23 protein-coding genes are annotated in these 24,834 nt (G+C 40.3%); 4 read left to right on the plus strand and 19 right to left on the minus strand.

Going from position 1 to position 24,834, the window contains the following annotated elements; all coding sequences use genetic code 11:
• Positions 1-4: 4 nt before the first annotated feature.
• Genes ABE954_RS19345 through ABE954_RS19365 form a run of 5 tightly spaced genes read right to left on the minus strand, consistent with a single transcriptional unit; the run spans position 5 to position 5,949 of the window.
• Positions 5-775 (minus strand): FadR/GntR family transcriptional regulator, encoded by a 771-nt coding sequence (locus ABE954_RS19345; protein WP_042845532.1) that lies wholly within the window; start codon positions 773-775, stop codon positions 5-7.
• Between the two features lie 31 nt (positions 776-806).
• The gene (locus tag ABE954_RS19350) at positions 807-1,604 is read right to left on the minus strand and encodes an ABC transporter ATP-binding protein (RefSeq protein WP_166696470.1); all 798 of its coding nucleotides are present in this window, start codon (positions 1,602-1,604) and stop codon (positions 807-809) included.
• Complete coding sequence (locus ABE954_RS19355; RefSeq protein ID WP_042845535.1) at positions 1,604-3,397, minus strand: dipeptide/oligopeptide/nickel ABC transporter permease/ATP-binding protein; 1,794 nt, start codon at positions 3,395-3,397, stop codon at positions 1,604-1,606. The genes ABE954_RS19350 and ABE954_RS19355 overlap by 1 nt, the downstream gene beginning before the upstream one ends.
• The gene (locus tag ABE954_RS19360; protein ID WP_371025659.1) at positions 3,394-4,341 is read right to left on the minus strand and encodes an ABC transporter permease; all 948 of its coding nucleotides are present in this window, start codon (positions 4,339-4,341) and stop codon (positions 3,394-3,396) included. Before ABE954_RS19360 ends, ABE954_RS19355 begins: the two co-directional genes overlap by 4 nt.
• A gap of 48 nt (positions 4,342-4,389) precedes the next feature.
• Entirely contained in the window at positions 4,390-5,949 is a 1,560-nt protein-coding gene (locus ABE954_RS19365; RefSeq protein WP_042845539.1) for an ABC transporter substrate-binding protein, read from the minus strand.
• A 163-nt stretch (positions 5,950-6,112) separates the two neighbouring features.
• Between ABE954_RS19365 and ABE954_RS19370 the strand changes: the two genes are divergently transcribed.
• The 4 genes from ABE954_RS19370 to ABE954_RS19385 all read left to right on the plus strand — a co-directional run bounded on the left by ABE954_RS19370 (position 6,113) and on the right by ABE954_RS19385 (position 11,368).
• Positions 6,113-6,775 (plus strand): DUF1028 domain-containing protein, encoded by a 663-nt coding sequence (locus ABE954_RS19370; protein ID WP_042845541.1) that lies wholly within the window; start codon positions 6,113-6,115, stop codon positions 6,773-6,775.
• An 864-nt stretch (positions 6,776-7,639) separates the two neighbouring features.
• Positions 7,640-9,058 carry an NAD(P)/FAD-dependent oxidoreductase gene (locus ABE954_RS19375; RefSeq protein WP_371025660.1) on the plus strand — a complete coding sequence of 473 codons (1,419 nt, stop codon included), beginning with the start codon at positions 7,640-7,642 and terminating at the stop codon, positions 9,056-9,058.
• A 121-nt stretch (positions 9,059-9,179) separates the two neighbouring features.
• Positions 9,180-9,683: a RidA family protein gene (locus tag ABE954_RS19380; protein WP_042845544.1), complete on the plus strand. Its 504-nt coding sequence runs from the start codon at positions 9,180-9,182 to the stop codon at positions 9,681-9,683.
• A 218-nt stretch (positions 9,684-9,901) separates the two neighbouring features.
• Positions 9,902-11,368 carry a hypothetical protein gene (locus ABE954_RS19385; RefSeq protein WP_042845546.1) on the plus strand — a complete coding sequence of 489 codons (1,467 nt, stop codon included), beginning with the start codon at positions 9,902-9,904 and terminating at the stop codon, positions 11,366-11,368.
• A 117-nt stretch (positions 11,369-11,485) separates the two neighbouring features.
• Here the strand turns inward: ABE954_RS19385 and ABE954_RS19390 are convergent, their stop codons facing one another.
• The 14 genes from ABE954_RS19390 to ABE954_RS19455 all read right to left on the minus strand — a co-directional run bounded on the left by ABE954_RS19390 (position 11,486) and on the right by ABE954_RS19455 (position 23,492).
• The gene (locus tag ABE954_RS19390; RefSeq protein ID WP_042845548.1) at positions 11,486-12,244 is read right to left on the minus strand and encodes an ABC transporter ATP-binding protein; all 759 of its coding nucleotides are present in this window, start codon (positions 12,242-12,244) and stop codon (positions 11,486-11,488) included.
• Between the two features lies 1 nt (position 12,245).
• The gene (locus ABE954_RS19395) at positions 12,246-13,229 is read right to left on the minus strand and encodes an iron chelate uptake ABC transporter family permease subunit (RefSeq protein WP_042845549.1); all 984 of its coding nucleotides are present in this window, start codon (positions 13,227-13,229) and stop codon (positions 12,246-12,248) included.
• Positions 13,216-14,178 (minus strand): ABC transporter permease, encoded by a 963-nt coding sequence (locus ABE954_RS19400; RefSeq protein WP_042845551.1) that lies wholly within the window; start codon positions 14,176-14,178, stop codon positions 13,216-13,218. The genes ABE954_RS19395 and ABE954_RS19400 overlap by 14 nt, the downstream gene beginning before the upstream one ends.
• Before the next feature lie 3 nt (positions 14,179-14,181).
• A complete protein-coding gene (locus tag ABE954_RS19405) occupies positions 14,182-15,150 on the minus strand; it encodes a siderophore ABC transporter substrate-binding protein (protein ID WP_166686586.1) in 969 nt (322 codons plus the stop codon).
• A 367-nt stretch (positions 15,151-15,517) separates the two neighbouring features.
• On the minus strand, positions 15,518-15,790 hold the full coding sequence (locus ABE954_RS19410) for a helix-turn-helix domain-containing protein (RefSeq protein WP_042845554.1): 273 nt from the start codon (positions 15,788-15,790) through the stop codon (positions 15,518-15,520).
• 14 nt (positions 15,791-15,804) lie between these two features.
• Positions 15,805-16,647 carry an adhesin gene (locus tag ABE954_RS19415; protein WP_166686585.1) on the minus strand — a complete coding sequence of 281 codons (843 nt, stop codon included), beginning with the start codon at positions 16,645-16,647 and terminating at the stop codon, positions 15,805-15,807.
• Positions 16,648-16,663: 16 nt separating this feature from the next.
• The gene (locus ABE954_RS19420; protein WP_042845555.1) at positions 16,664-17,194 is read right to left on the minus strand and encodes a fimbrial protein; all 531 of its coding nucleotides are present in this window, start codon (positions 17,192-17,194) and stop codon (positions 16,664-16,666) included.
• Complete coding sequence (locus tag ABE954_RS19425) at positions 17,194-17,679, minus strand: fimbrial protein (RefSeq protein WP_042845556.1); 486 nt, start codon at positions 17,677-17,679, stop codon at positions 17,194-17,196. The genes ABE954_RS19420 and ABE954_RS19425 overlap by 1 nt, the downstream gene beginning before the upstream one ends.
• A gap of 10 nt (positions 17,680-17,689) precedes the next feature.
• A complete protein-coding gene (locus tag ABE954_RS19430; RefSeq protein ID WP_042845557.1) occupies positions 17,690-18,244 on the minus strand; it encodes a fimbrial protein in 555 nt (184 codons plus the stop codon).
• Positions 18,237-18,818, minus strand: coding sequence for a fimbrial protein (locus ABE954_RS19435; RefSeq protein ID WP_166686584.1), 582 nt, complete (start codon positions 18,816-18,818; stop codon positions 18,237-18,239). The genes ABE954_RS19430 and ABE954_RS19435 overlap by 8 nt, the downstream gene beginning before the upstream one ends.
• Before the next feature lie 13 nt (positions 18,819-18,831).
• Positions 18,832-19,584, minus strand: coding sequence for a fimbria/pilus periplasmic chaperone (locus ABE954_RS19440; protein WP_166686583.1), 753 nt, complete (start codon positions 19,582-19,584; stop codon positions 18,832-18,834).
• A gap of 35 nt (positions 19,585-19,619) precedes the next feature.
• Complete coding sequence (locus ABE954_RS19445; protein ID WP_166686582.1) at positions 19,620-22,310, minus strand: outer membrane usher protein; 2,691 nt, start codon at positions 22,308-22,310, stop codon at positions 19,620-19,622.
• Positions 22,311-22,330: 20 nt separating this feature from the next.
• Positions 22,331-22,882, minus strand: coding sequence for a fimbrial protein (locus ABE954_RS19450; RefSeq protein WP_166686581.1), 552 nt, complete (start codon positions 22,880-22,882; stop codon positions 22,331-22,333).
• A 79-nt stretch (positions 22,883-22,961) separates the two neighbouring features.
• On the minus strand, positions 22,962-23,492 hold the full coding sequence (locus tag ABE954_RS19455) for a fimbrial protein (protein ID WP_166686580.1): 531 nt from the start codon (positions 23,490-23,492) through the stop codon (positions 22,962-22,964).
• Positions 23,493-24,834: the final 1,342 nt, after the last annotated feature.

Below are 24,834 nucleotides of genomic sequence, written 5' to 3' on the forward strand. Positions count from 1 at the left end.
TATGTTACCTATCTTCACTTAAAAAACGTTCTTGCAGTGTGGCTTGTAGAGCCAACATTGCTTGCTCGGCATAATTCATGTGCTCTTCCATCACCGCCTGTACCTTAGCGGCATCTTTACGGCGTAATGCCTCTATTAATTGATACTGATATTCAATGCCTTGGCATCTATCTACTGGTTCGGGTTTCAGGTAAATGTCTTTACAAACCGCTAAATCTTTAAGTAAACGCTGTAAAAAATGGCAGATAAACACTAAGAGAACATTATCTGAGTAACTGGCAACGACGGCATGGAAATCCAACTCTGCCATTCGCTGTTGCCAGCGTTCCTCCTCATTAGCAGGCTCATGGTCGTAAATCGCAATGGTGTCATACAGTTTTTGAATTCCCGCATTATCGATATTATCAATGGCACTCACTGCAACAACTGGCTCTAATAATTTACGCAATGTATAGATATCTTTAATGGAAATATCTCGCGTGAATAAATAGTTTGATAACAAGCTCATCGCACGGGATTCGGTCATTGAATCAATAAACGCCCCCCCGCCTGGGCCCGTTTTGGTTTTAATTAACCCCTGCACTTCCAATGATTTTAAGGCTTCTCTTACCGTGCTTTTACTCGCGCTATAACGCTCAATTAGCTCTTTTTCTTGGGGTAAGCGGTCACCCGGTATCAGGTTATCCGCCATAATCGTTTCTTTTATCGCATTAACAATTTCATCAGTACGTTTAATGCGAACTGGCTCGATAGCCGCTGTCTTATCCGTGCTCATATTAGGACCCCAACTGATTTTAAATATATTTCTAAGCTTCAACGCGAATACGCGGCGCACTCGCCAGTAAGTTACGAGTGTAGTCGTGTTCTGGTGCCGCAAATAAGTCACAAGTATCACGACATTCTAGCAAATCCCCTAAATAGAGTACGGCCACCCTATCTGCTATAGACTCTACCACCGCCAGATCATGGCTAATAAATAAGTAAGACAGTGAAAACTGTTGCTTTAGTTCTTCGAGTAACAACAAAACTTGGGCTTGTACTGACACATCCAATGCGCTCACAGGCTCATCAAGAACTAAGATTCGCGCATCTGCGGCAAGCGCTCGCGCAATCGCTAAGCGCTGAGCTTGCCCCCCTGAAAACTCGTGAGGGTAACAGGCTAATGCATCCATTGGCATATGGACAGCCTCAAGCAATTCAGCCAACCGCCCGTGTCTTTGTGTTTGATTCATATGCTTTAAATATTTTAAAGGCACCGCCAATGTTTCACCGATGGTTTTGCGTGGATTTAAAGAAGCAACAGGGTCTTGGAATACATATTGAATAGCTTGACCGAAAGCACGAGCCCCCTGTTTTTGCCACTGAGCACGAGTTTGCCCGAGTACCGTAATGTCGCCTGAGGTTTCTTTCTCTAAACCAACTAGAATACGGGCTAAAGTGCTTTTCCCTGAGCCGCTTTCCCCTACGACGGCTAACGTTTCCCCTTCGTACAATGACAATGAAATACTTTTCAGCGCCTGAACTTCTCTCCCTCGGGGATGAAATAAGCTGCGAGGGTGACCAAAGGTTTTCACCAGTTGATTAACGTCAATAACCTTGTTCATTAGGCCTCCTGTGCGGAATTATTTCCATAAAGCTGCTCAACCTGAGTCAAAAACGCTCTGCCCTCTCCCAATTTTGGAACACTGGCTATCAGCCGCTGTGTATAAGGGTGCTGAGGTTGCTGTAACACGTCTTGTGTATTACCGGTTTCTACGATAACGCCCTGCTGCATAACGGCCACTCGGTCACAAATTTGGTTAATCACCGCAAAATCATGAGTAATAAATAACAATGCTACCCCTCGTTCACGACGTAGTTGATCGAGCAATTCTAAAATTCGCGCTTGTACGGTGACATCTAGTGCGGTTGTCGGTTCATCGGCAATAATCAAAACAGGGTCATTCGCTAATGCCATCGCAATACCAACTCGTTGGCGTTGCCCACCGGATAACTCATGAGGATAAGCATCAAAACGCTCCGCTGCATCCGGTATACCGACGCTATCAAGTAGTTCAATCGCTTTCATTTTGGCATCATAACTCGATAACGCTTGGTGAGCCGTGATCGCTTCACGAAGCTGTACACCCACGGTAAATTGGGGGTGTAACGTAGTCAGAGGATCTTGGAAAATATATGACACCTTAGCACCACGGCGTCTTTGCATAACGGATAAAGGTAAAGACAACATTTCTTCATGCTCAACATAGATGCCACCTGCGGTGATCACCGCGGGCGGCGAAGCCAAAAGCCCCATAACAGATAATGCAGTTACACTTTTCCCTGAACCACTTTCACCAATTAACCCCAAACATTCCCCCGCACCAACATTAAAGCTAATACCTTTAACGGTAGGCCGTAATTGCCCCCCCTGACGAAAGGCGACAGAAAGGTCTTTAACTTCCAATATCGCCTGTTTTCCCTCGGTTTTGGCAGGAATATTTATACGGTCTGTTTGTGTCATCGGTTGTGAACGATGTAAGGCACCTGATTTTAGGCGAGGGTCAAGGATGTCACGTACCCCATCCCCCAGTAAGTTAAAGCTAATCACAATCAGGAAAATCATAATTCCAGGAACCAGAGCAACATGTGGTGCAACAAACATCTGAGCACGCCCTTGACCTAGCATCGACCCTAAATCGGCATTCGGCGGCTGGGTTCCTAATCCTAAAAATGACAAGCCAGCGGTTTCTAAAATCATCCACCCGATGGTCGTCGACATTGTGACAACAATGATTGGCAATACATTCGGTAAAACCTCGGTCAGTAAGACCTGTAAATGGTTTTTACCTGACAACCTTGCGGCCTGAATAAAGTCTCTATCTCGCAGCCCAACCGTTAACCCACGGATATTTCTCGCAAAAAAAGGAATATTCACTAATGCGATAGCATATAGCGCATTTAATAAACCGGGGCCAAGTACAGCTACAATCGCTAACGCTAATAGGATATATGGAAATGCCATCAACATATCAATACAGCGCATCAATAAGGTATCAGTTCGGTGGCCCACATAGCCGGCGATTAAACCAATTAGGGTTCCAAGTATTGCAGCGATTAATGTCGCTGAAATACCCACCATCAGCGAAACACGAGTTCCCCACAATAATCGAGACAAGATATCCCGCCCTAAATGGTCAGTGCCTAATATATGCCCCGGTGAAAAAGCTGGGAGCAAGCGGTTCACTAAGTCCGTTTCATCTGGATTAGCCAAAGGCAACCAAGGCGCAAGCAAGGCAAGTAGCATAATAACGGTTAAAATAAACAGCCCTAGTGTCGCAAGGCGATTAGCGAGCAATAAAGAACCTATTGATTGACGATGACGATGTTGAATAACTGGGGCGGTATTATGACTCATGATTTCAACCTCGGATCTAACATTGCTTGCACCACATCAGCCAGCAAATTGATAAACACATAGGACGCAGCAGCAATTAACACGCCCCCTTGCACTAAAAATAAATCACGGATAGCTACCGCTTTGACCAACATTGCCCCTAAGCCCGGCCATTGAAAAACCGTTTCAATATAAACCGCACCACCAAACACAAACCCTGCCTGAATACCAATAACAGGGATCACCGATACCAATGCCATACGAAATGCATGGCGGAAAATGACTTTGCGTTCACTCAACCCTTTTGCGCGTGCAGTACGAATAAAATCAAGGCGTAGAACCTCTAACATTGCTGTTCGCGTCAAACGCGCTATCACGCCTGTCGCAACTAGCGAAAGGGTTATTGCGGGTAAAACAAGGTGATGCAATAAGTCGCGAAAGCCGCCCCCCTGCCAAATATCATACATTCCTGATGCGGGGAACCATTGTAGCTGTACCGAAAAAAGCATGATCATCAACAACCCAATCCAAAAGGATGGCATTGAAATACCAAGTAAAACTGCCAATGTGATCGTCCTATCACTCCAACTAAATTGACGGATCGCAGAAATAATCCCAGCTAATAGCCCCAGCACTGAGCTGAGCAATAACGCACTTCCCCCCAAAATTAAGGTGGCAGAAAAACGCTCAAGGACCTCATCAACCACAGGACGATTCAGCACAAAAGAACGCCCTAAGTCCCCTGAAATCAAATTATTCATCCAAATAAAATACTGCTGATATAACGGTTTATCTAAACCAAGCTCAGTTTTCACTCGAGCCACGTTCTCTGGTGTTGCCCAAGGCCCAAGCAATGCTTGAGCTGGCTCCCCAGGGATCATTGCCATGATAAAAAAGACAATTAATGTTAGACCAATCAGTATGGGTATCGTCGCTAACAGGCGTTTAAAGCAGTATAACCACATAGTTTTTCCCCATAAAATCTATTAACCAACTGAAAATATTCACGTTAATTAATCTTTGCGAACATCTTTAAGTAATAAATTAAAATTCGGCTGCAATTTAAAATGTTTAACATGCTCATTCGCGACTGCATTTTGCTTCCAATTAGCAACAAACAGCCAAGGCGCATCTCGGTGAACAATTTTTTGTACTTGTTTATACAGTTGAGCGCGTTCTTCAAGGTCATTCGTGACTCTCGCTTTATCTAACAACCTATCGAGTTGTTGATTACTGTAATAACCGGAATTAAAGCCGCCTTTATCGGGCCAAGATGCAGAATGTAAGGTTAGGAACGGCAAGGTATCAGGGTCATTCGTCATCCATGCCATTTCAGCCATGTGGGCTTGCTGTAAGCCTGAATTAACTTTAGATAAATAGGTATTCCACTCAAAGGTTTGAATTTCAACAGATAACCCAACAGCTTTGAGGTCTGCTTGGATTGCGGTTGCCATCGGGATAGGGTCTAACATACCTGAGCCCCCTTCCGTAACATAAAAAACAATTTTTTGCCCTTGTGCTCCCGCTTCTGCAATTAATTGCCGCGCTTTTTCAGGGTCATAAGGGTAAGCCTCTGTTTCTTGGTCAAACGCCCAGTCAAAAGCAGATGGAATAGGCCCTTCAGCCACACCAGCTGAGTCTTGGAGAATATACTTAACGATATTTTGCTTATTAACCGCATAATTTACCGCTTGCCTTACACGCACATCATCAAAAGGAGGTTGTGATGCATTTAGCATCACGTACCACACATGTGGCCCTACGGCTTCATAAACCTTAAAACGCTCATCCTTGATAAATAAAGGGACGTTATCCGCAGGCACTTCAACCATCGCGTCAATCCCACCTGATAGCATTTCTGCTACCCGTGTATTGGCGTCAGTTATTGGTCGGAAAACCACATTTTTTAAGTGTGGTTTTCCATCCCAATACTGCTCATTTGCCGAGACCACAACGCGCTGGTTTGCCGTCCATTCGTCAAATTTAAACGGCCCTGTCCCGCTTGGATGACGACTAAAGTCCTTGTCATATTGCTTGACGGCTGCCGGTGACACAATCAGCCCTGCGGGGGTAGCTAAATTTGATAAGAACGGTGCAAATGGCTCTTTTAAGGTAAATACCACCGTTAAATTATCTGGGGTGGTAATTTTATCTATCGCAGAGAAAAAAAATGATAAAGGAAATGGACCAGTATGATAGTAAGGATGTTGGCTATCTAGCATGCGGTCAAACGTAAATTTAACTGCCTGCGCATCAAACGCACTACCATCATGGAACTTGATGTTTTCACGTAAATGAAATGTGTAAGTCAAACCGTCATCGCTGACTGACCATGACTTTGCCAATGCAGGTTCAAGTGTCAATGTACCATCGGCATTGCGAACTAACCCTTCGTATATATTCACGAGTATCCGAGAATCATTGGCCGCAGTCGCCACTTGCGGGTCGAGTGATTGCGGCTCCGCAACCTGCCCAAGCAATAGTACATCACTATGGTTTGCCGCCAATGTCGGTGTAGAAATAAAGCAGAAAAACCAAAAACTGGCTATCCACCTGCATAAACGCATCCTCATACGGCCCTCCCCGAGCGTTGACATTGCTATGTGATTTTTAAATGTGATTTGTGTCAATTTTGTTAATTATTTTATCTTTTATCCTATTTATGATGATAAATTATGTTTCACGCAACAATTTATAATGATAAATTTGATCGATGTCTAATTTATGAGGTGTGAAATGACATTTTCAATTGTGGCTCACTGTCCGCAAACAGGGAAAATTGGCGCAGCAACAGCAACAGGCGGGCCCGCTGTCGGTGCCCTTGTTTTGCATGGTGCAAGCCAAGTGGGAGCTATCGCAACCCAAGCCATGACCAACCCGATAGCAGGTTTAAAAGGTATTGAACATTTACGGCTTAGTGACCACGCCAAACAGAGCTTAGATTTCCTTCTGATGGAAGATACCAACAGTGAATTACGGCAACTGATCATTATTGATAAATATGGGGAAAGTGCAGACTGGACAGGAAGTAAATGCTTACCTTGGTGTGGTAGTTTGTCTGAAAAAAACTTCGCTACAGCAGGGAATATGCTAACCGGTGAGCAGGTTCTTCAAGCAATACACCAAAGTTATCAGCAAAACTCACATCTTGAGCTTGCAGACAGGCTATTACTCGCCATGCAAGCAGGGGCAAATGAAGGTGGTGATTACCGTGGGATACGCTCTGCTGCATTAAAAATATGGAATAACCGGCAATATGCAGATATTGATATTCGCTGTGACTGGTCAGAAACCCCGTTAACTGAGCTTTATTTGGTCCTTCAACAGGTTCGTTCCGAGGATTATGCTAATTTCTTTGCTCAAATCCCAACTGGGAATGAATATAAAACTGAAAATTAACATCACGATGGTGTATATTAACTAATAATGTAAATATTCTTAATAATATACACCCAGTAATTAAATGTATATTTAATATTCTAATTACATCTGCATCGTAATATAAATCCCCCAACGACATCAAAATTATCGCCAATTATTATTTAGTACAATTATATGTTTATTTTTATCAACCAGTTAAAATAAATTATTGTCTACATTTAGAATTATATTTTATTAACTAGCCTATCTGACTTATACGACAAGGTAATGTCTAATCTATAAAATAATTTTATCTTATTAAAATGAAATATTATTCTCCATTTAGAAAAACCAACAATAAATTAAATTAGACTCACCACGGCCATCATAAAATAAAATCATAAATATCAATTAATTAACTAAAACTTAAAAACAAAACAGTCCCACAAAGCTATATATTGATTGAAAGGTAACCATAAAGACTAATTAATAATCAACTGAACAAAAAATAGCTCATTCTTTTTAACTAAAGCTTTTTTTACATCATATCTGATTATTAGGACTTAAATGATATTTAGCATTTTCATCTACGATTAATAATTAACCTCTCGCTGATAATTAATTACTAATTATTCAACTTAAGCAAAATACCAATATTTACACCTGTACACTTTTAATGACATTTACATTTTTAAAATAAGAATTGATGTATAGATAAAATAGAGCTACTCGCGACAAACCCTTTACAGCACTGACTATATCAATTTACTTCACTTTTCATTTAATCGACAGTTATTAACAAATGCTAACCCTACTTAACAATTTCAAAATATATGATAAGATCATTATCTCAATTTGAAATTATTTACTATATAAAAAACAAGATTGTTATTGAGGTTATAGATGAAAATCTCGAGAAGAAAGCTATTATTAGGGGTTGGTGCTGCTGGGGTTCTAGCAGGGGGTGCTGCGGTTGTTCCTATGATCAATCGTGAAGGTCGTTTCGAATCGACTAAATCACGAGTACCTGCGGTTGCAGGTACCGAAGGCAAACTACCGGAATCTGCTGATGCAGTTATTATCGGTGCTGGTCTTCAAGGGATCATGACGGCAATAAACCTTGCGGAAAAAGGTCTTAATGTTGTTATCTGTGAAAAAGGTGTTGTCGGTGGTGAGCAATCAGGCCGCGCATACAGCCAAATTATCAGTTACAAAACCTCTCCAGCAATTTTCCCTTTACACCACTATGGGAAAATTCAATGGCTCGGTATGAACGAAAAAATTGGTGCTGATACCAGCTACCGTGTTCAAGGCCGTGTTGAAGTTCCTTCAAGCGAAGAAGATTTAGAAATTTCAAGAGCATGGATTAAATCTGCTTCTGAAAACCCAGGTTTTGATACGCCATTACGTACCCGAATGATCGAAGGTACTGAGTTAGCTAATCGTCTAGTCGACGCTCAAACACCATGGAAAATTGGTGGGTTTGAAGAAGACTCAGGTAGTCTAGACCCTGAGGTTGTCACCCCAACCATGGCTAACTACGCTAAATCAATTGGTATTCGCATCTATACCAACTGCGCAGTACGCGGTATTGAAACCGCAGGCGGCAAAATTTCTGATGTTGTCACGGAAAAAGGCGCAATCAAAACCTCTCGTGTAGTTCTAACTGGTGGTATTTGGTCTCGTCTATTTATGGGCAACTTAGGTATCGACGTTCCAACGCTGAACGTTTACCTGTCACAACAACGCATTACCGGCGTTCCGGGCGCACCGAAAGGCAACGTCCACTTACCTAATGGTATTCACTTCCGTGAACAAGCTGATGGCACCTATGCCGTTGCACCACGTATCTTTACCAGCTCTATCGTTAAAGACAGCTTCCTGTTAGGTCCTAAATTTATGCACCTGTTGCAAGGTGGTGAATTACCATTAGAATTCTCTATCGGTAAAGACTTATTTAACTCGTTCATGATGGCAACGTCTTGGAATTTAGATGAGAAAACACCATTTGAAGAATTCCGTACCGCGACCAATACACCAAACAATGATCACTTAGATGGCGTCCTAGAAAGACTGAGAAAAGAATTCCCAGTATTTAAAGAATCTAAAGTGGTTGAACGTTGGGGTGGTACGGTGGCACCAACGGATGATGAAATTCCAATTATTTCAACAATCGAACAGTACCCAGGTCTGGTCATCAACACCGCAACAGGTTGGGGTATGACTGAAAGCCCAGCATCTGGTCGATTAACGGCAGAACTATTAATAGGCGAAACACCATTTATCGACCCAACGCCGTATAAACTTTCTCGTTTTAATTAATAACCGAGAATACGCTTTTTTTTACTGGGATCTGCGAGTCAATGGAATTAAGCTAAACTTAAATTTAGTTTTAAATAACACTAACAGATCCTTTTTACTTTGATAATGTTAAGGAGTTTACATGCGCTATAAAACTTTATTGCTTTCTCTACCGTTAATTTTAGGTGTAGCGAGTGCAAATGCAGCTGAAGATGTTAAACGCGTTCCAGTGAAAGGATTTCCTATCTCTGAATCAGTAGAAATCAGCGCGGGCAATAGCCTTATTTTCCTAAGCGGAAAAGTCCCTTCAAAAATCTCTGCAGATGCTAAAGAAGGCGTTTTAGAGTCTTATGGTAATACCGAAGCACAGACAATCAACGTGCTAAAACAAATTCAAGCAAACCTAGCTGACATGGGTTTGACAATGAATGATGTTGTTAAAATGCAAGTATTCTTAGTTGGTGGTGAAGAAACTCAAGGCACTATGGACTTCGCTGGTTTCATGGCGGGTTATAACAAGTTCTATGAGTCTGAGAAAATTACTAATCTGCCAGCTCGTTCTACTTTCCAAGTCGCTAAGCTAGCAAACCCAGCTTGGAGAGTTGAAATTGAAGTTACCGCAGTTCGTCCAGCTGCAAAAAAATAAGTTATTCTAACGAGTAACAACACGATAATGGGGCATAACTTATTTATGCCTCGTTATATTTTCTTGTTCCTTCCCCTTTCCTTTCATCATACTTTTTCACTATCTTTCACAGATTGTCATCGTAATTTCCGCTATTTTAGGGTTTTGACAAACCATGTTATGCTTCACTGATTGATAGAAAAATAAAAAATATAAAAAGTTACTTATAAAGGCGCAATATGATCAGAGAGTCTCTTAAGATCCACGGGAAAAAGCAATTTGAAATAAAACAAAAAGTTTTATTTCCACGCAAATCTAAAGAGATCCGCTACCAAGTTGAAACATTTTTCTTTCTGCCTTCTTCATTGCAAGTTAACCCTGACTTATACACACCGTCAAACCTTCAACGTAGCCTCAAAAATTATATTCGCCTCAGCCCTCCTGCGATTAAACTGTCTGCCTCACCAGATGAAAACGGGGAGCTAAACGATTTAAAGCGCTGGTTAGAACAATGTGACCCGCTGAATCCCCCATCGCTAGATGAGTATGAAAATAAACTAAAACGCTATGCGCTCACCATCAAGAAAACCGTGCGTCTCAATATCAAAATGGTCAGCAAAAACCCGCAGCGACAAACTCCCGAATATCTAACCGAGCTAGTTGCTGATATTGGGAAATGCCTAAACGCTTACCGTGCCTTGTTACCGCTTGCAGCTCATATAGAAGAAGCCATTCACTCCAATGCATTTTCCTATTGCGATGAGTTTATGACTTATTACACAATCAATTACTTACGTGGTTTATTGGCTGATAAACAAATACCGATACGTGAAGAAATACACCATTTTTGGTATCAAGAAATGCGTTACTTGAAGAAGCACTACCCTGATTGCTTTCCCAGTGACGAAACAGATGCTGAATTGGTTACCTACCGACGCAACCTATTAAAAAAATATATTAATCGCTATCTCTACTTAGAAATCCGCCATAAGCGCGGTTTACCGCTACTGTTGCATTCTATTTATGGTATTGCTGCGGCTATTTCGATGATTTTTGCCACGCTAATTGCCTTTCTTTGGCAGGGCAAATACGGTGCATTAAGTGCAAACTTATTTTTGGCTATGGTCATCGGTTATATTTTTAAAGATAGGCTAAAAGAAATCGGTAGGGAGCAATTGTACCGGCTCTTCCAAAAATGGATACCTGACAGGCAATTACGTATTTATCGCGAAGGCGTTAAAGCCCCTGTTGGGGTATGTAAGGAATCCTTTCGGTTTATCAGCGAAAACATGCTATCGCCAGATATTCGTGAAATGCGCCAGCAATCTCACTGGGTGAATTTGGTCAATGTACAGCGTATGGAAGATATTCTATATTATCGAAAGGACGTATTACTCCATAACCGCCATTCTGTTTTTGAGAAAAACCAGTCTTCTATTGCTGATATCACCCGCTTTAATATTTCTGACTTTTTGAAATACATTGATATTAGCTATGAAGAATTAACCGTTAATGAAGATGAACCCGCTATTATTGGTGAAAAGGTTTACCATATTTATCTCTGCCGCCGCGTCACCATTAACAAGAAAACTTACAATGAGCTGGCGCGTTTGGTAGTAAATGCTGATGGGATTAAACGCTTAGAAGTATTACAGTCTTTGGACTTATTAGCGACTGATGAAGATATTGAAATCACACCACAGTAACTTTCACTGCGAATATTGTAACCAATTGAGCTTGTAGCAAGGCGGAAAGCGGCGATATCTCGGGTCAGTATGTGACCCGAGTAGCTAAACCACTACCGCCTAAATGAGGACGAATATTTAGTAGTACAGCGCAATGAACTGATCATCAACTCGCTTTATATCCACTGGGGTATCAAAAATATCCTCAATAATATCTGATTTCATAATATCCTCAGGCTTACCATGATAAGACAGTTTTCCGTCTCTTAAGGCAACAATATAGTCAGAATATACCGAAGCGAAGTTAATATCGTGGATAACTAAAATAATAGTTTTCCCCAGCTCATCAGCCGCTTTGCGCAGCAACTTCATCATAATTACCGCATGTTTCATATCGAGGTTATTTAAAGGCTCATCAAGTAAAACATATTCAGTATCCTGACATAAAACCATTGCCACATAAGCCCGTTGGCGCTGGCCCCCCGATAACTCATCTAAATAACGATGGCGTAAATTCGATAAATTAAGAAAAGAGAGTGACTCATCAATTTTCTTTTTATCCTCAATATTTAAACGACCTTTAGTGTAAGGATAGCGCCCAAAGCCAACTAACTCTTCAACAGTTAACCGACTGGCAAATTGATTTTCTTGGCGCAGTACTGACAAACATTTAGCTAGCTGATCACTTGGCGTTGTCGATACGTCTAACTCATTGACTTTGACATAGCCACCATCGTCTGGCACCAATAAGCGCCCAATAATCGATAATAGTGTTGATTTACCCGCGCCATTAGGGCCGATAATTGAGGTAATGCCGCTATTTTTAATTGATGTTGTCACGTCATCTAAGACTTTAGTACCCTGATAACTTTTCGATATCTGACTAATTTCAATCATACTAAAACCTTCTTAACACCATATAAATAAAGAATATCCCACCGACAAACTCGATAACAACCGATAATGTCCCTGCCATATTAAGGCCATACTCTAGGATTAATTGCCCACCAATCAGCGCTATTACCCCAAGTAAAAACGAAACAGGAAGTAAATAACGATGTTGGCTGCTACCACTCACCAAGTAAGCTAAGTTTGCTACCATTAACCCTAAAAAGGTCAGGGGCCCAACCAGTGCGGTCGAAACTGCAACTAATATTGAGATTAGCAATAAAATAACCGTTACTTGCTGACGATAATTAATACCAAGGTTCACCGCATTAGCTTGCCCTAATGCAATAACATCAAAACAATAGCGCATCCGCCATAGTAAGATACCCACCACGACTGTAATCAGTAATGTGAATAAAATCAGCTCCGGCGTCCCTTTAGTAAAGGTTGCAAACATACGGCTCTGTAAAATAGAGAATTCATTAGGGTCCATCAAACGTTGTAGCAAGGTAGCCACGCTACGAAATAAAGTCCCTAAGATAATACCCACCATTAAAACTAGGTTGATATTCATTTTAACAGACACGAATAACCAGCGATAAAGCAGGACGGAGAACAACACTAATAATGTTGACTCTAATAAAAACTTACCGATATTCAGTAGCCAAGAGGCAGGAAAGCTATCTGTATAAAAGATAAAAATGGTTTGTAATAAAACAAATAAGGCCTCTAACCCCATGATAGAGGGCGTAAGTATCTTATTGTTTGCAACGGTTTGGAACAGAACCGTCGAAACCCCTGCGGCAAAAGCAACCACAACCATGGTTAGAACAATATACCCGCGGTGCGGTAAAATATAAGCAAGATTACTGCCGAGATTTACCGTCATATAAAGAATGATAGATAACAGCGACAATGCCAGTAATATCCATATTCTTTGCAATGGTGTTACACCTTTTTTGGGTAATGCCATTGATGAGTTAACTTTTTGCATAACGTTGCTGCTTCAACAATAAATATAAGAAAATCACCGCACCCACAACACCTAAAATCACACTCGCGGGGATTTCAAATGGGTAGCGAATTAAGCGCCCAATAATGTCGCACAGTAGCACTAAGCCCCCACCCGCAATACAGATCCACGGGATAGTTTTGCGAATGTTATCCCCCATCACTAAGCTGACAAGATTTGGAATAATTAAGCCAAGGAAAGGTAAAGCCCCAACGACGACGACAACCACACCACTAATTAATGCGATGATGGATAAGCCAATTGTCATTACTTTGCGATAATTTAACCCAACGTTAATCGAAAACTCACGCCCCATACCTGCAACGGTAAAACTATCGGCAATCCAGCAAGCAATTAGCGTAAGAATTCCTACTAGCCACAGCAATTCATAACGACCTTGGATAATGCTAGAGAAGTCCCCGCTCATCCATGCGCCTAGTGATTGCAACAAATCAAAGTAATAAGCCGTAAAAATAGTTAATGCACTAATGACTGCACCAAGCATAATCCCGACAAGCGGCACAATTAATGCAGATTTTAAAATAATTCTGCGTAGAAGTACCATAAACAGCATCGTCCCCATCAACGCAAACCCACTAGCAACCACCATTTTGGTCATAATACTTGCAGCAGGAAATAACACCATCACGACCAACAGACCTAAGCTCGCTGACTGTGTTGTTCCGGCTAAAGAAGGCTCGACAAAACGGTTTTGTGTGAGTAACTGCATGATGAGGCCTGCAACACTCATTGCACTGCCCGCTAAAATTAAAGAGAGAGTTCGAGGAATTCGGCTAATAAAAAAGATGTCTTGCATCTCTGGGTCGGTGAAAAGCGAAACGGGTGACACGTCACCCGCTCCAATAAACAAGCTTAATACCGCTAAAACCAATAACGCGATAATTCCACAAAAAAGATAAAGCGTTTTCATGGGTTATTTTGCTTGGCTCTTCTCTAACGCGTTATTGATGTCATCCATTAACTTAGAATAAGTCTGAATTCCGCCTGAAATATACACCGCTGTTGGGTCAAGGTAAGTAATTTGGCCTTTTTGCCATGCTGCTGTTTTTCTCACTAAAGCGTTATCTAATACTTCAGCAGCAGGTTGGGCGTCTGTTTTACCAATCGCGCTATCACGGTCGATAACAAACAACCAATCAGGGTTTAGTTTCACCAGTAATTCCGCATTCACAATATTACCATGGCGGCCCGTATTTTCTGTAAACACATACGCAGGTTCAAAACCTAGCACATCAAAGATAAAACCAAAGCGTGAACCTGGACCATAAGCAGAAATTTTACCGCCACTAACCAAGATCACCATCGCTTTACCCGCTGTTGGTGCTTTAGTTTTAATACCCTCTATCTTATTCTTGAAATTAGCAATCAGTTCTTTGGCTTTCTCTTCTTTACCAAATAGCATACCAAGTTCATTAGTACGCTCAGTTAAGCTACCAATAAAGTTTTTGTTATCAATATCTAATGAAATAGTTGGCGCTACGCCGCTGAGTTTGTCATACGCATCTCGTGCACGGCTACCGCCTAAGATTAGGTCAGGTTTCGCATTACTGAGTGTTTCATAGGCAGGTTCAAATAAGGTTCCACCATTAACAAACTCAGAACCGCTATATTTGGTTAGGAAATCTGGGAAATGAACATTGGTTTGTGGAACACCGGCAACTGGTGCCCCGAGTGCATCCATAATGTCCAATGTTTCCATGTTCATCACCATGACTTTTTGCGGATGACGAGGAATTTCAGTTTTGCCTTGGGCATGTTCAATTGTGATAGTTTGTTGTTCTGCAACCTGAGTTGTTTCTGTCTTTTCTTTAGCGTTATCGCAACCAACTAATACTAAAGCAGATAACAAGGCAATACCTGAAACTAATGATTTTGCAAACATCTGATTTTCTCCATCCGTCTATAAAAATACTGATGATAAAATTCGGTGATTTAAAGATGGGAAGTATATTACACACAATCAAGCGCAAATGATATTAGTTTGCATTTGCATTCACTAAAAAATTGTCAGAACGCACAAAAACATCAATTTGACTGTTTCAATATTTTTTGCACATAAAAGAAGAGAATAAGTCCACGAGGGTAAATATTACAGAGGAAGTTTAAGTTAATAACAAATTGATTTTTATGATTAAATAAAAATCAATAGGTTGAATTTTCGACTGTAGTTGCTTAACTATTTCTATTACAGCAGACCACATAAACCTCAACTTCAACCTATTTACTATTAACAAGCATTAAAATGCTCATTATTGTATATCATCTAATTGACCATTTTCAGTGAGCTGAGAACTGATATCTTCAAGGAACCAATCAATGGGTGTCCTCATTAAAAATGAAAGTTTAAACAAATGAAATAAATCAATCTTAATTTTACCTCTTTCATAGCGAGAGATTTGTTGCTGACTCACACCTAACAACTGAGCTAACTGAAACCCTGTATATCCCAGTTCTCTACGTTTTTCTAAGATCCTCTGACCTACCATATAATGGATTTTTTCACTGCCGTTTTCTGAATACATATTTTCACCATTTATTAAGGCACAGTTAAAATAAGAGCTGCGGCACCTTCAAATTGACCGGCTTGAACTCGGCCATTGGTACCTAATACTGCTTTCAGGGTGACCGAATTTGTTCCACCAGCAGGTACATGGATTTTGTAACCATTTTCCCCTGGGGTATCGTTCCCACCTAAATACAAATTCGCATATAAGCTATTATCTGCCCGTAAATTTACACGGCCATTTGTCACGTTAACACCTGTGGCAATCACCAAAACATCCATTGCTAAGTTACATGTCACACTGATGTTCACTTGTTTTGATTGGCCAGCAAGTTCTGCTTCGCTAATTGGGCCAAAGTTGATATCTGGGATCGTATTGTTGATCTTACAAGCTCCAATCGGTGGAGGCGCAATACCACATAATGAGCCGGGAATTAACCCACCCTTATTTGTAACCCCAGTATGCTCTTGGTAAAACAGCCCCACGCACTCTTGGTTATTTTGCAGCCTAACTCCGGTATGAACAGCCCACTGTGTTGCTGGAGCTGTCGCCCTTGCCAAAACACCGGGTATATTCTGAATGTCACGCATGTATCGATACTTAGAAATTTCGGCCAACTCGACAGTTGCCGCCCCCGGTGTTCCAGCAGTTGTATGCTTATGGCTTATGGTGAGATAGCATGTCGGCCACCCAAAGCAAGGATTAGGCGTAGTTGGCAATTCAGGGTCCCAGCGAGCAATAACATACTTATAGTCTGCATCCCCATTACTTGGGCTATTACCGGGTCTTGATTCCGTGATATAGGAAAAAACAGAGGCTGATGCAGTAGATGAAAATATGACTGCACCAATTAATAGCGATAACAAAACTTTCATATTAGTCACAGCCTTATTATTCATAATCTAATTTAAATGTTGCCACGGCACTGTAAGGCCCTACTTTTATTGTCTTATCAGCAATAGCATCCGGTTCACCTTTTAAATAGGCGTAGAACCGCAACTGGTTAGTACCATCTTGTAGCGTTAGCTTCGAGCCTTTCTGTTCAATCGCCAGTGGTGTTTTATCTGAATTTTGTAGCCCCACCGCGAAACCGGATGCAACACTACTCGTTGATAACGCTAAAAAACCAGGCAGTGCTAGATTAGGCGTTCCTGAAAAGGTGACTTCCACAAATTTGCCTATTGTCGTGTCACAGTCAGACAACTTAATCACAAACTCTTTAGGCGGGGTTTCACCATAGGCATAAAAGTTTTTCTCCGGCGTATCAAAAAAATCCATCGGAATGTTTTCATCACCCGGTAAAATAGTGCAGGGTTCTTCTACTAAATTACCGATAACTCTTAAATTATCAGGCACAGCAAAAGCAGCATTAAAGTTAATAAGTAAGGCTCCTGCTACTGCACATTGAATTAGTTTGTTCATTATTGGTACTCCGCTAGCAATGTCCCTGTTGCAGTAAAGCCTCCTTCAGGCAACGTAACTCCCAATCGCTTGACAGGAACAACCTCTAAAACAGGCGGTTGCCCATAGGTAATTTTTAATGGTTTATTGATTTCAAAACCTAAACCATTTTGGGTAATACGCATGCCAAGATCTCGGAAATTAGTTTCCAGTGCCGACTTATCAAAATCTGTTGCTGTCCCTTTGATAGTTAGCATTAAGTCCCAACCTTTTAAGTTGTCTTCACACTTCAAAGCGTAATTAATAGGTTTCGTAAATCTGACACCATCAATCTTATGTAAACCAATATCTTTGTATTCGATAACGTGGACTTTATCTTCAAAAACAGTGCAAGGCGGTGGAATTAGTAAGGTTCCCGTAAACTCCACATCATTTGCCATCACGGCACTGCTAGGTATAACTAACAAACTCATTATCAGAGGAAGTCTTTTCATTATTCTTTGCATTATTTTTCCCTCACTGATAATCAAGTTTGATAGTGACGCCTGCATGAAAAACCCCACCCTTTGTTAATGTTGTGGATAAATCACGAACAGGTATGGCTTCAAACTGAGGCGCATTTGGGTAAACAAACTTGATTTCTTGGTTTAATCGAAGCTTGCTTCCGTTATAACGAAAAGCAATTCCTAAACCCGGAAGATCTGTTTCAATTGCACCGTTATCAAAAGATGCAGGAACACCAACCAACGTCATTTTCATTTGTGATGTTGGTCTTTTCTCACAATTAATATTGTAATTTATAGGTTTTGAATAAGCGTTACCGTCAATTCGCGTACTCATGATTTCATCAAAATTGACTTTAATGATATTCCCGCCATTGATTTTGCAAGGCGGTGGAGCCAAAACAACCCCTTTAATCGGTACAGTTATCATACCCGGCGTGATTGTCGCCCGTGTATTTCCCGATGGGCTAATACGCGAATCGGGTAATCCGGCATAAGAAACCGATGTAAAAAATAGTCCAGCGAGACAAGATGCCAGCAGGTACCGCTGCTTATTTAAATCACTCATAATCCACCTTAAAGTCCATTACGGCGCTGAAACTTCCTTCCGTCAGTTTTTCGGGAGTTCTCACTGGTGTAACAAAATATTGAAGAGTTCCCTGCGGTGCATCGAGAAATTGAGGACGACCTCGGCTTCCTAGCCTGATGTCTTCTCGTTGTGCATCTGTCACTTCTAACGCCAAGCCGGAGACGCCTTTTACACTTAACATTTCTGGAAAATGTTCGTCTGATACCGCAATAAATGAAACTGAAATCACTGGTTGCATCGCATCCCAAAGCGGTGTATCAGTTCTAACATCTCTCATTCGGCTTTCGGTACGAATACAATGTCTAAATTCTAATTCGAATGAAACTGGCTCAGCTCTATCTCCAGGTTTACGGAGTGAATAAGAAGGAATCTCCCCTAGAGACACTTCTTGACGCATTGAATTGGTCACATCCATCGTACAAGGTGCTTCGGTCATCATGCCATTGACTGTCAATGTTCCGTGTAATCCATCAATATCCCAACTGTCTGCTCCAAAAGTGAACACTGGAACTAAACCGAATAAGATAGTGCTGAACAGGAGAGTCCTTTTCATACGTTATTCCCCGTTATCTGTCCGTCGAAGATTCAACTTTGCAAGTTGTACCAGCGCAACCAAACGTCAATTTAGGCCTTCCACCATAATCGTTGATATAAGTTAGAACTGGTTTTGCCCCCATGGCACTTGCGCTACCTTTAAGCATTCCGTTACTTTTTGGTGAAATCATGACAGGCTCAAACTGCTTTACAGTATCTCCACCCACTTTTGCACTTGCATCTACAATTGTGACAAAATAAGCAGTTGGATTCGTAACTTCGTAGGCATCACCTTTACGGGTTAACGTAATTTTTTCTTGCCATGGATTCTCTAAATCTGTACGAGTGGCGTATAACGCTTTTGGGCGATAAAACAATTTAATACGCGTCTGTAATGCAATTTGTAATACGTTAGCTTCTTTACTACGTGGTGGAATTTCACGTAAGTTAAAGTAATAAACACTCTCTCTATCCTGTGGCAATGCCGCGATATCAGGAAGAGCTTGAATTTTAACTTGGCTACCTTCTCCAGGCTCTACACGTTGAACCGGAGGTAAAACCGTGAGTGGACTTTCAATTTTGTTACCATTAACATCTTCAATCCAACCCTGCGCAAGGTAAGGTAACTCTGTGTTTTCATTCTTAATATTCAAGCTAATGGTCTTTTCAGCCCCATTATAAATGACGCGTGTTCTATCGAGTGCAATCGCGGCCAAAGCCTGCCCACATAGCACCGCAGATAACGTGATTGTCGTAGTAAAAAATGCAATTTTCTTAATGTTCATATGTACCAACTATTTATAGAATCAAGCAACTTGGGTTACTCGGTATAATCTGTGCTGTAAGCAATATCCGGTGGTTTCAATAACCAACGCTGACTCGGCGCTACACCCTGTTTAACCGGTGCAGGTTTGTAAACTGGTGCTGACTGCCCAACAGGAACCGCTTTTGCTGGCATATACCCAGGTTCAACACTTGGGCTGCTTGTACACGGTAATAACAGTGAGTTAAATTCAGCCGTTGTAATATTTTCTGGAACCTGAATTTTGCATTGCGTACTTCCATCCCAATGCACATCTAAAACTTCATTTGGGTTAATGCCAGAGATATACACGGAGCCATTGTCCGTCACGATACCGAGCTCCCTATTCTTCTCATTTCTCACGGTGGCGCCGAATGGCGGGTAACTACCATCAGCCAATGCCAATCTCACCATGGTTTTAACACCTGATAACACTTCAAACTCGCGGTAAGCAACCGCCCCTTCGGTCAGCGTAATTGGCTGAGACGTTCGAATAGCTTCTACGTTGTCAGGCAATTGAGTCACATCAATATGTGTATTGGTACGGTAGTAATCACTGATATCAGCGACCACCGCTTTACCAAAAATATTGGTTTCAGTGTTCGGTCCGAAACCTTGGATAGGCACATTTTTCACACCTTCAGTACTCACCATCACACGGCTACCGCCGGGTGTATTAATACGGTGCAGTGCGGCACCATGCCCTGTAACTGTTGCACCACCTTGTAATGAAAAGGCGGCTGAAGAAGTATCACCATTGATATAGCTGGTACTTGCAGTCACTGTTGCTAAATCTGCGTAACGCGTATAGAAACCATCAATAGTTCCACGACCTCGGCTACTCAGCCCAGTACCAACACGATAGTTGGTCTTATCATCAACGGAGTCGAAATAGCTGACAGTGTGTGAGTTACCATCTCTCGTTATCATATTGTTGTAGCTAATTGATGCTCTATCTGCCCATGGCAAAGAGAGGTTCATGTATAGCCCATCGTCATTATTTCTATTATCAAATTTGTTGCGGAATGCCGTTAAACTTAAATTGATATTTTTAAAACGACCAATATTGAAATATTTCGCAATAGAAACGTTATAACGTTTTGCCGCTGGCTTATTCCAATAGGTTTCGTGGTTATAGTTCAGATACGCAGTTAGATCTGCATTCGTGAAATACTTATTAAATGTAATGGTGTACAATTCTTTACTATTATCGAACTCCACGCCTCTATAACGACGGTCGAGGTATTGGTTCATACTCATAAAGTCACGTTCAGAGAATCGGTATCCTGCGAATGTCACCTGGCTGTCATACTCTTCAAAACGTTTTGAATAACTTAAACGATAAGATGCACCAGTGTAGATCTTGTCTTCAGTTTTAAGTTTTGCGCGTGATTCAGTGATATCAAAAGAAATCGCACCAAAAGCTAGTAAATCTCGACCAACCCCCAGCGATAACGCGTTATAGTCACCTGCACCAAGTGCACCACCAAATAATGACCAACCGTTAGAGACCCCCCAACTGAATTCGCCCATGACGAATCCTTGCCCCTCAGTCTTGTGTTCCATATTGTTAGGACGACCACCAGCGATTTTAAATAGTATCGAGCCAGGTCGTGTTAAATACGGAATTGATGCCGTATTCATTTGGAACTCTTGTACAGAGCCATCTTGCTCTTCAACGCGAACATCTAACTTACCACTAACCGCATCACTTAAATCTTGAATACGGAAAGGACCAGGAGCGACTTGCGTTTCATAAATAACACGCCCTTGCTGAGTTACAACCACTTTGGCATTGGTTCTTGCGACACCGGAGACCTCAGGTGCATATCCACGTAGATTTGGTGGTAGCATTCTCTCATCAGAGATCAAGCTTGCCCCTAGATAACGGAATGAATCAAACAAACCTGAGCGTAAAAATTGTTCACCCATCGTTAGCTTTGCATTTAGCTCTTTGACTGCTCGATAGGCATAATATTGACTCCAATCCCATTTACGATCGGTTGACTGCCCATTAGTCCGATTATAACTTGCTTGCCAATCCGCTCTAAAACGCCAAGCACCAAGGTTAAAACCTGTTGTACCATTACCAGTAACCGACTGAGTATTGGCTGAATCAGCAGGTCTTGTCACATTAGCATTCAAGTTATAGTCAAAAATGAGGGCGGGAACCCCTTCGTCCCAACGTGATGGTGGGTCCCAATTTTCAGAGGAAAATTCGATATAAGCTTGAGGTACAGTAATTGTGATAGTTTCTTTAGCTAAAGAGCCATTTATTGTCATTCCTGGAATCGTTTCTGGAATTAAACATTGGCCATTGTTAGAAAATTCAACCTTCTGTTTCCATTCATCGCGTAAAGCAATATGCTCAACAACATTTGGTGTTAAACAAGGTTCCGTCATGCCCGGATCATTAGGATCTGCAATATACTCAATATCAAAACTATCTGCTAAGTCGCGACTATTTAAGTTAATTTTAAATGGATATTTCCCTGGCATCACATAACCTGCACGAGAGAACTCATTTAAGGAAATATTGCTTTTATCCTGAAGGTCTAAAACATCCGTATTAAACTCAATACTATCATTATTTGCATTAGCTAAATTTATATGAGCAATCGCAAGAAACACCATAGTAGCAACAGGCGTTAAAAAATAACTTACTGAGTTATTAAATACTTTATTTTTACTTTTAAATAGCAGAGCCATAATAGTCCCTTAGTAATAACTCAGTAATAATCCATCTTAAAACGGATAGTAGTCTGATAGTTTCCTGGTTTTAAACGCTTATTATTTGGCACGACTCGAACGTTATAATGCAGAATAGAATCACCCACAGTTATGGGTAAGCTAGGCATAGGTTTCCCAGGTATAGCAATATTTCCAGCCATGTCAGAAATTTTTATTGATAACCCATTTGCATGCCCGAAAACATCGAAGCTGCGACCATCTGTCGGGCCATCAAATGTAATATTGAAAGTTTGCCAATTAGGAGTTCCAGGAGTTGCCGGTGTTAGAACACAATTGATAAGGCGTATAGAGAAATTACTTGCAGGGCTTTCTCTATCGTTAATTATCTGGCTAACCGGTACAGTTGTTATGTTAACTGATTGATCTCGGCTATCTGCATCAATTGCACAAGGGCTCTCAATGATTGAACCACCCATAGTGACAGTTCCTTTGAACTGACTTTGTGCCCGAGAATTTTGATTTTGCGCACTCGCTATCGGGGCAAATATCATTCCTGAAAGCACCATGACAATGATGCCAAAGTGATTCATAGCGACTCCATTTCAACTTAATAACTAATTTCAACGCATTAAAATTAGTGCCCATACATCCTTGTACGGGCGATACCAATTACTGGTAGCTCAGAGCAAATGTTGCGATTGCGTCAAATTCACCTGGTACAGCTGGTTTATTTGTTGCATCAGCATCACCTTGCAAATACGCTTGGAAGCGCAGTGTGTTTGCACCAGTGAATAAAGCTTGAGATGGAGATTTAGCACCTAAAGCAATTTTAGTACCGTTGAAATCAGTGATCACGATACCTGCGTTTTTCGCAGTACCTGCAATCGCTAAACCATCAGTTACAGAGTCACTTGGCGTACCAGTAAATGTAGTTTGAACAGTTTTCAGAGTCGTGATATCGCACTGCTCTAATTGGATGTTGAAATCGCGAGCAATACTTTTACCGCCACCGTTTAATGCAGATGTTGCGATAGCACCCATTGGGACTTCAAATGCTTGAGAACCTGGTGGAATTGAGCAAGGAGCATCAATGATTGAACCTTTAAAAGTGACTTGGCCGCCACCTTGGTTTGCAGCTGCAGAGCCAGCAACAACAGCCATACCTAAACCTAATACTACAGCAAGTTTATTTAATTTCATTTTATACATTTCCATTAGATAAAAAGACGACACAAATTAAAATAATGAGTTATTATTAATCCAATTATTTTAATTTTTTCTTAAAATATGTTTGATAAGTAAACATTAAAAAATTGATACCGAGAATTATTCCCTTTTATCGAACTCCATTAATAAAATGAATAATTAAGCAACGTATCAATACGTCGCCATTATTATACCTCATTTTAGTTATGTCAAATTTCAGGTTTAATTAATAACTTTATCCGTAAGCTGGTGATATATATATAATATTCAAAAAAAACACACTAATTAATACACTGCAATAGGATAAATTGATATAACAAATCTAATTGAACCGTAGTTTTTTCATTAAAAAAACACAAAATAAACCTAAATATTATTAATAAAGTTTTTTATACTCATAAAACAGGTTTTCATTAGTGAAAAAAAATGCTGTTAAAGAAAAAGTTAAATTATAGAGAAGTTAAGTAAATTAAAACGATATTTATATCGCATAATAATTAATGAGAAACATCTCAAAATCATAAATAAAATAATTTCATAATATTTCTATTTTTACTTTTTGTCACATTTACCAACGCAAATAGAACAAAAAAAAGTAAAAATAAAATCAACAAGTTAAATCAAATAACAAAGAAAACAAGTACTAAATAAAATATATAACAGGAAACAATTCAGTATAAAATTACATAGATTATTAGGTATGTAACTTTAGAACAAAAAATTAACACCATGTCAAATTAAAGGATAGGATTAATATTTAAGATAAATTAAATATGTTACAAGGCTTATCAAAAAGTAATTAAAAGTAATTTCTCACAATCATATATGATACATTATTACTATATCTTTATTAGTGAAAATTTAAAATACTCTATTTTAGCTTAAAATTTTATAATAAAATTACTTAATTTAATTAGTTTCATCTCACTACCACATAATATATAAAACAACAGATAGGCGTAATGTTTTATATATTAATTAATAGTTACATGATAAAAATATCAGAAATCATTAATACATATTATCACAACTAAGAAAAAACACGTAACTTACTTTATAAGTCATGATTATTTCATTACCTAACCTTAAATACATATTATAAGCTAATCACATTGAACCTTTAATATACATCAAATTAAGTAATTATAAGTATTATAAAGAGGCTTACTTGTTCAATAGGATTTCTCTATTATCATCAATACGCTAACGATTGAATGGATTTAAAGTAGAGAGCAAATAAAACACAAACAAAAAACCCCATCTCATATGAGATGGGGTGCCAAAATGGCCACATTTGTTGTTGATATAAGAACAAGTTACACAAGAGCAATGTACT

The sequence above is a fragment of the Providencia sp. TYF-12 genome, from assembly GCF_041344805.1.
Lineage (GTDB): Bacteria > Pseudomonadota > Gammaproteobacteria > Enterobacterales > Enterobacteriaceae > Providencia > Providencia huashanensis.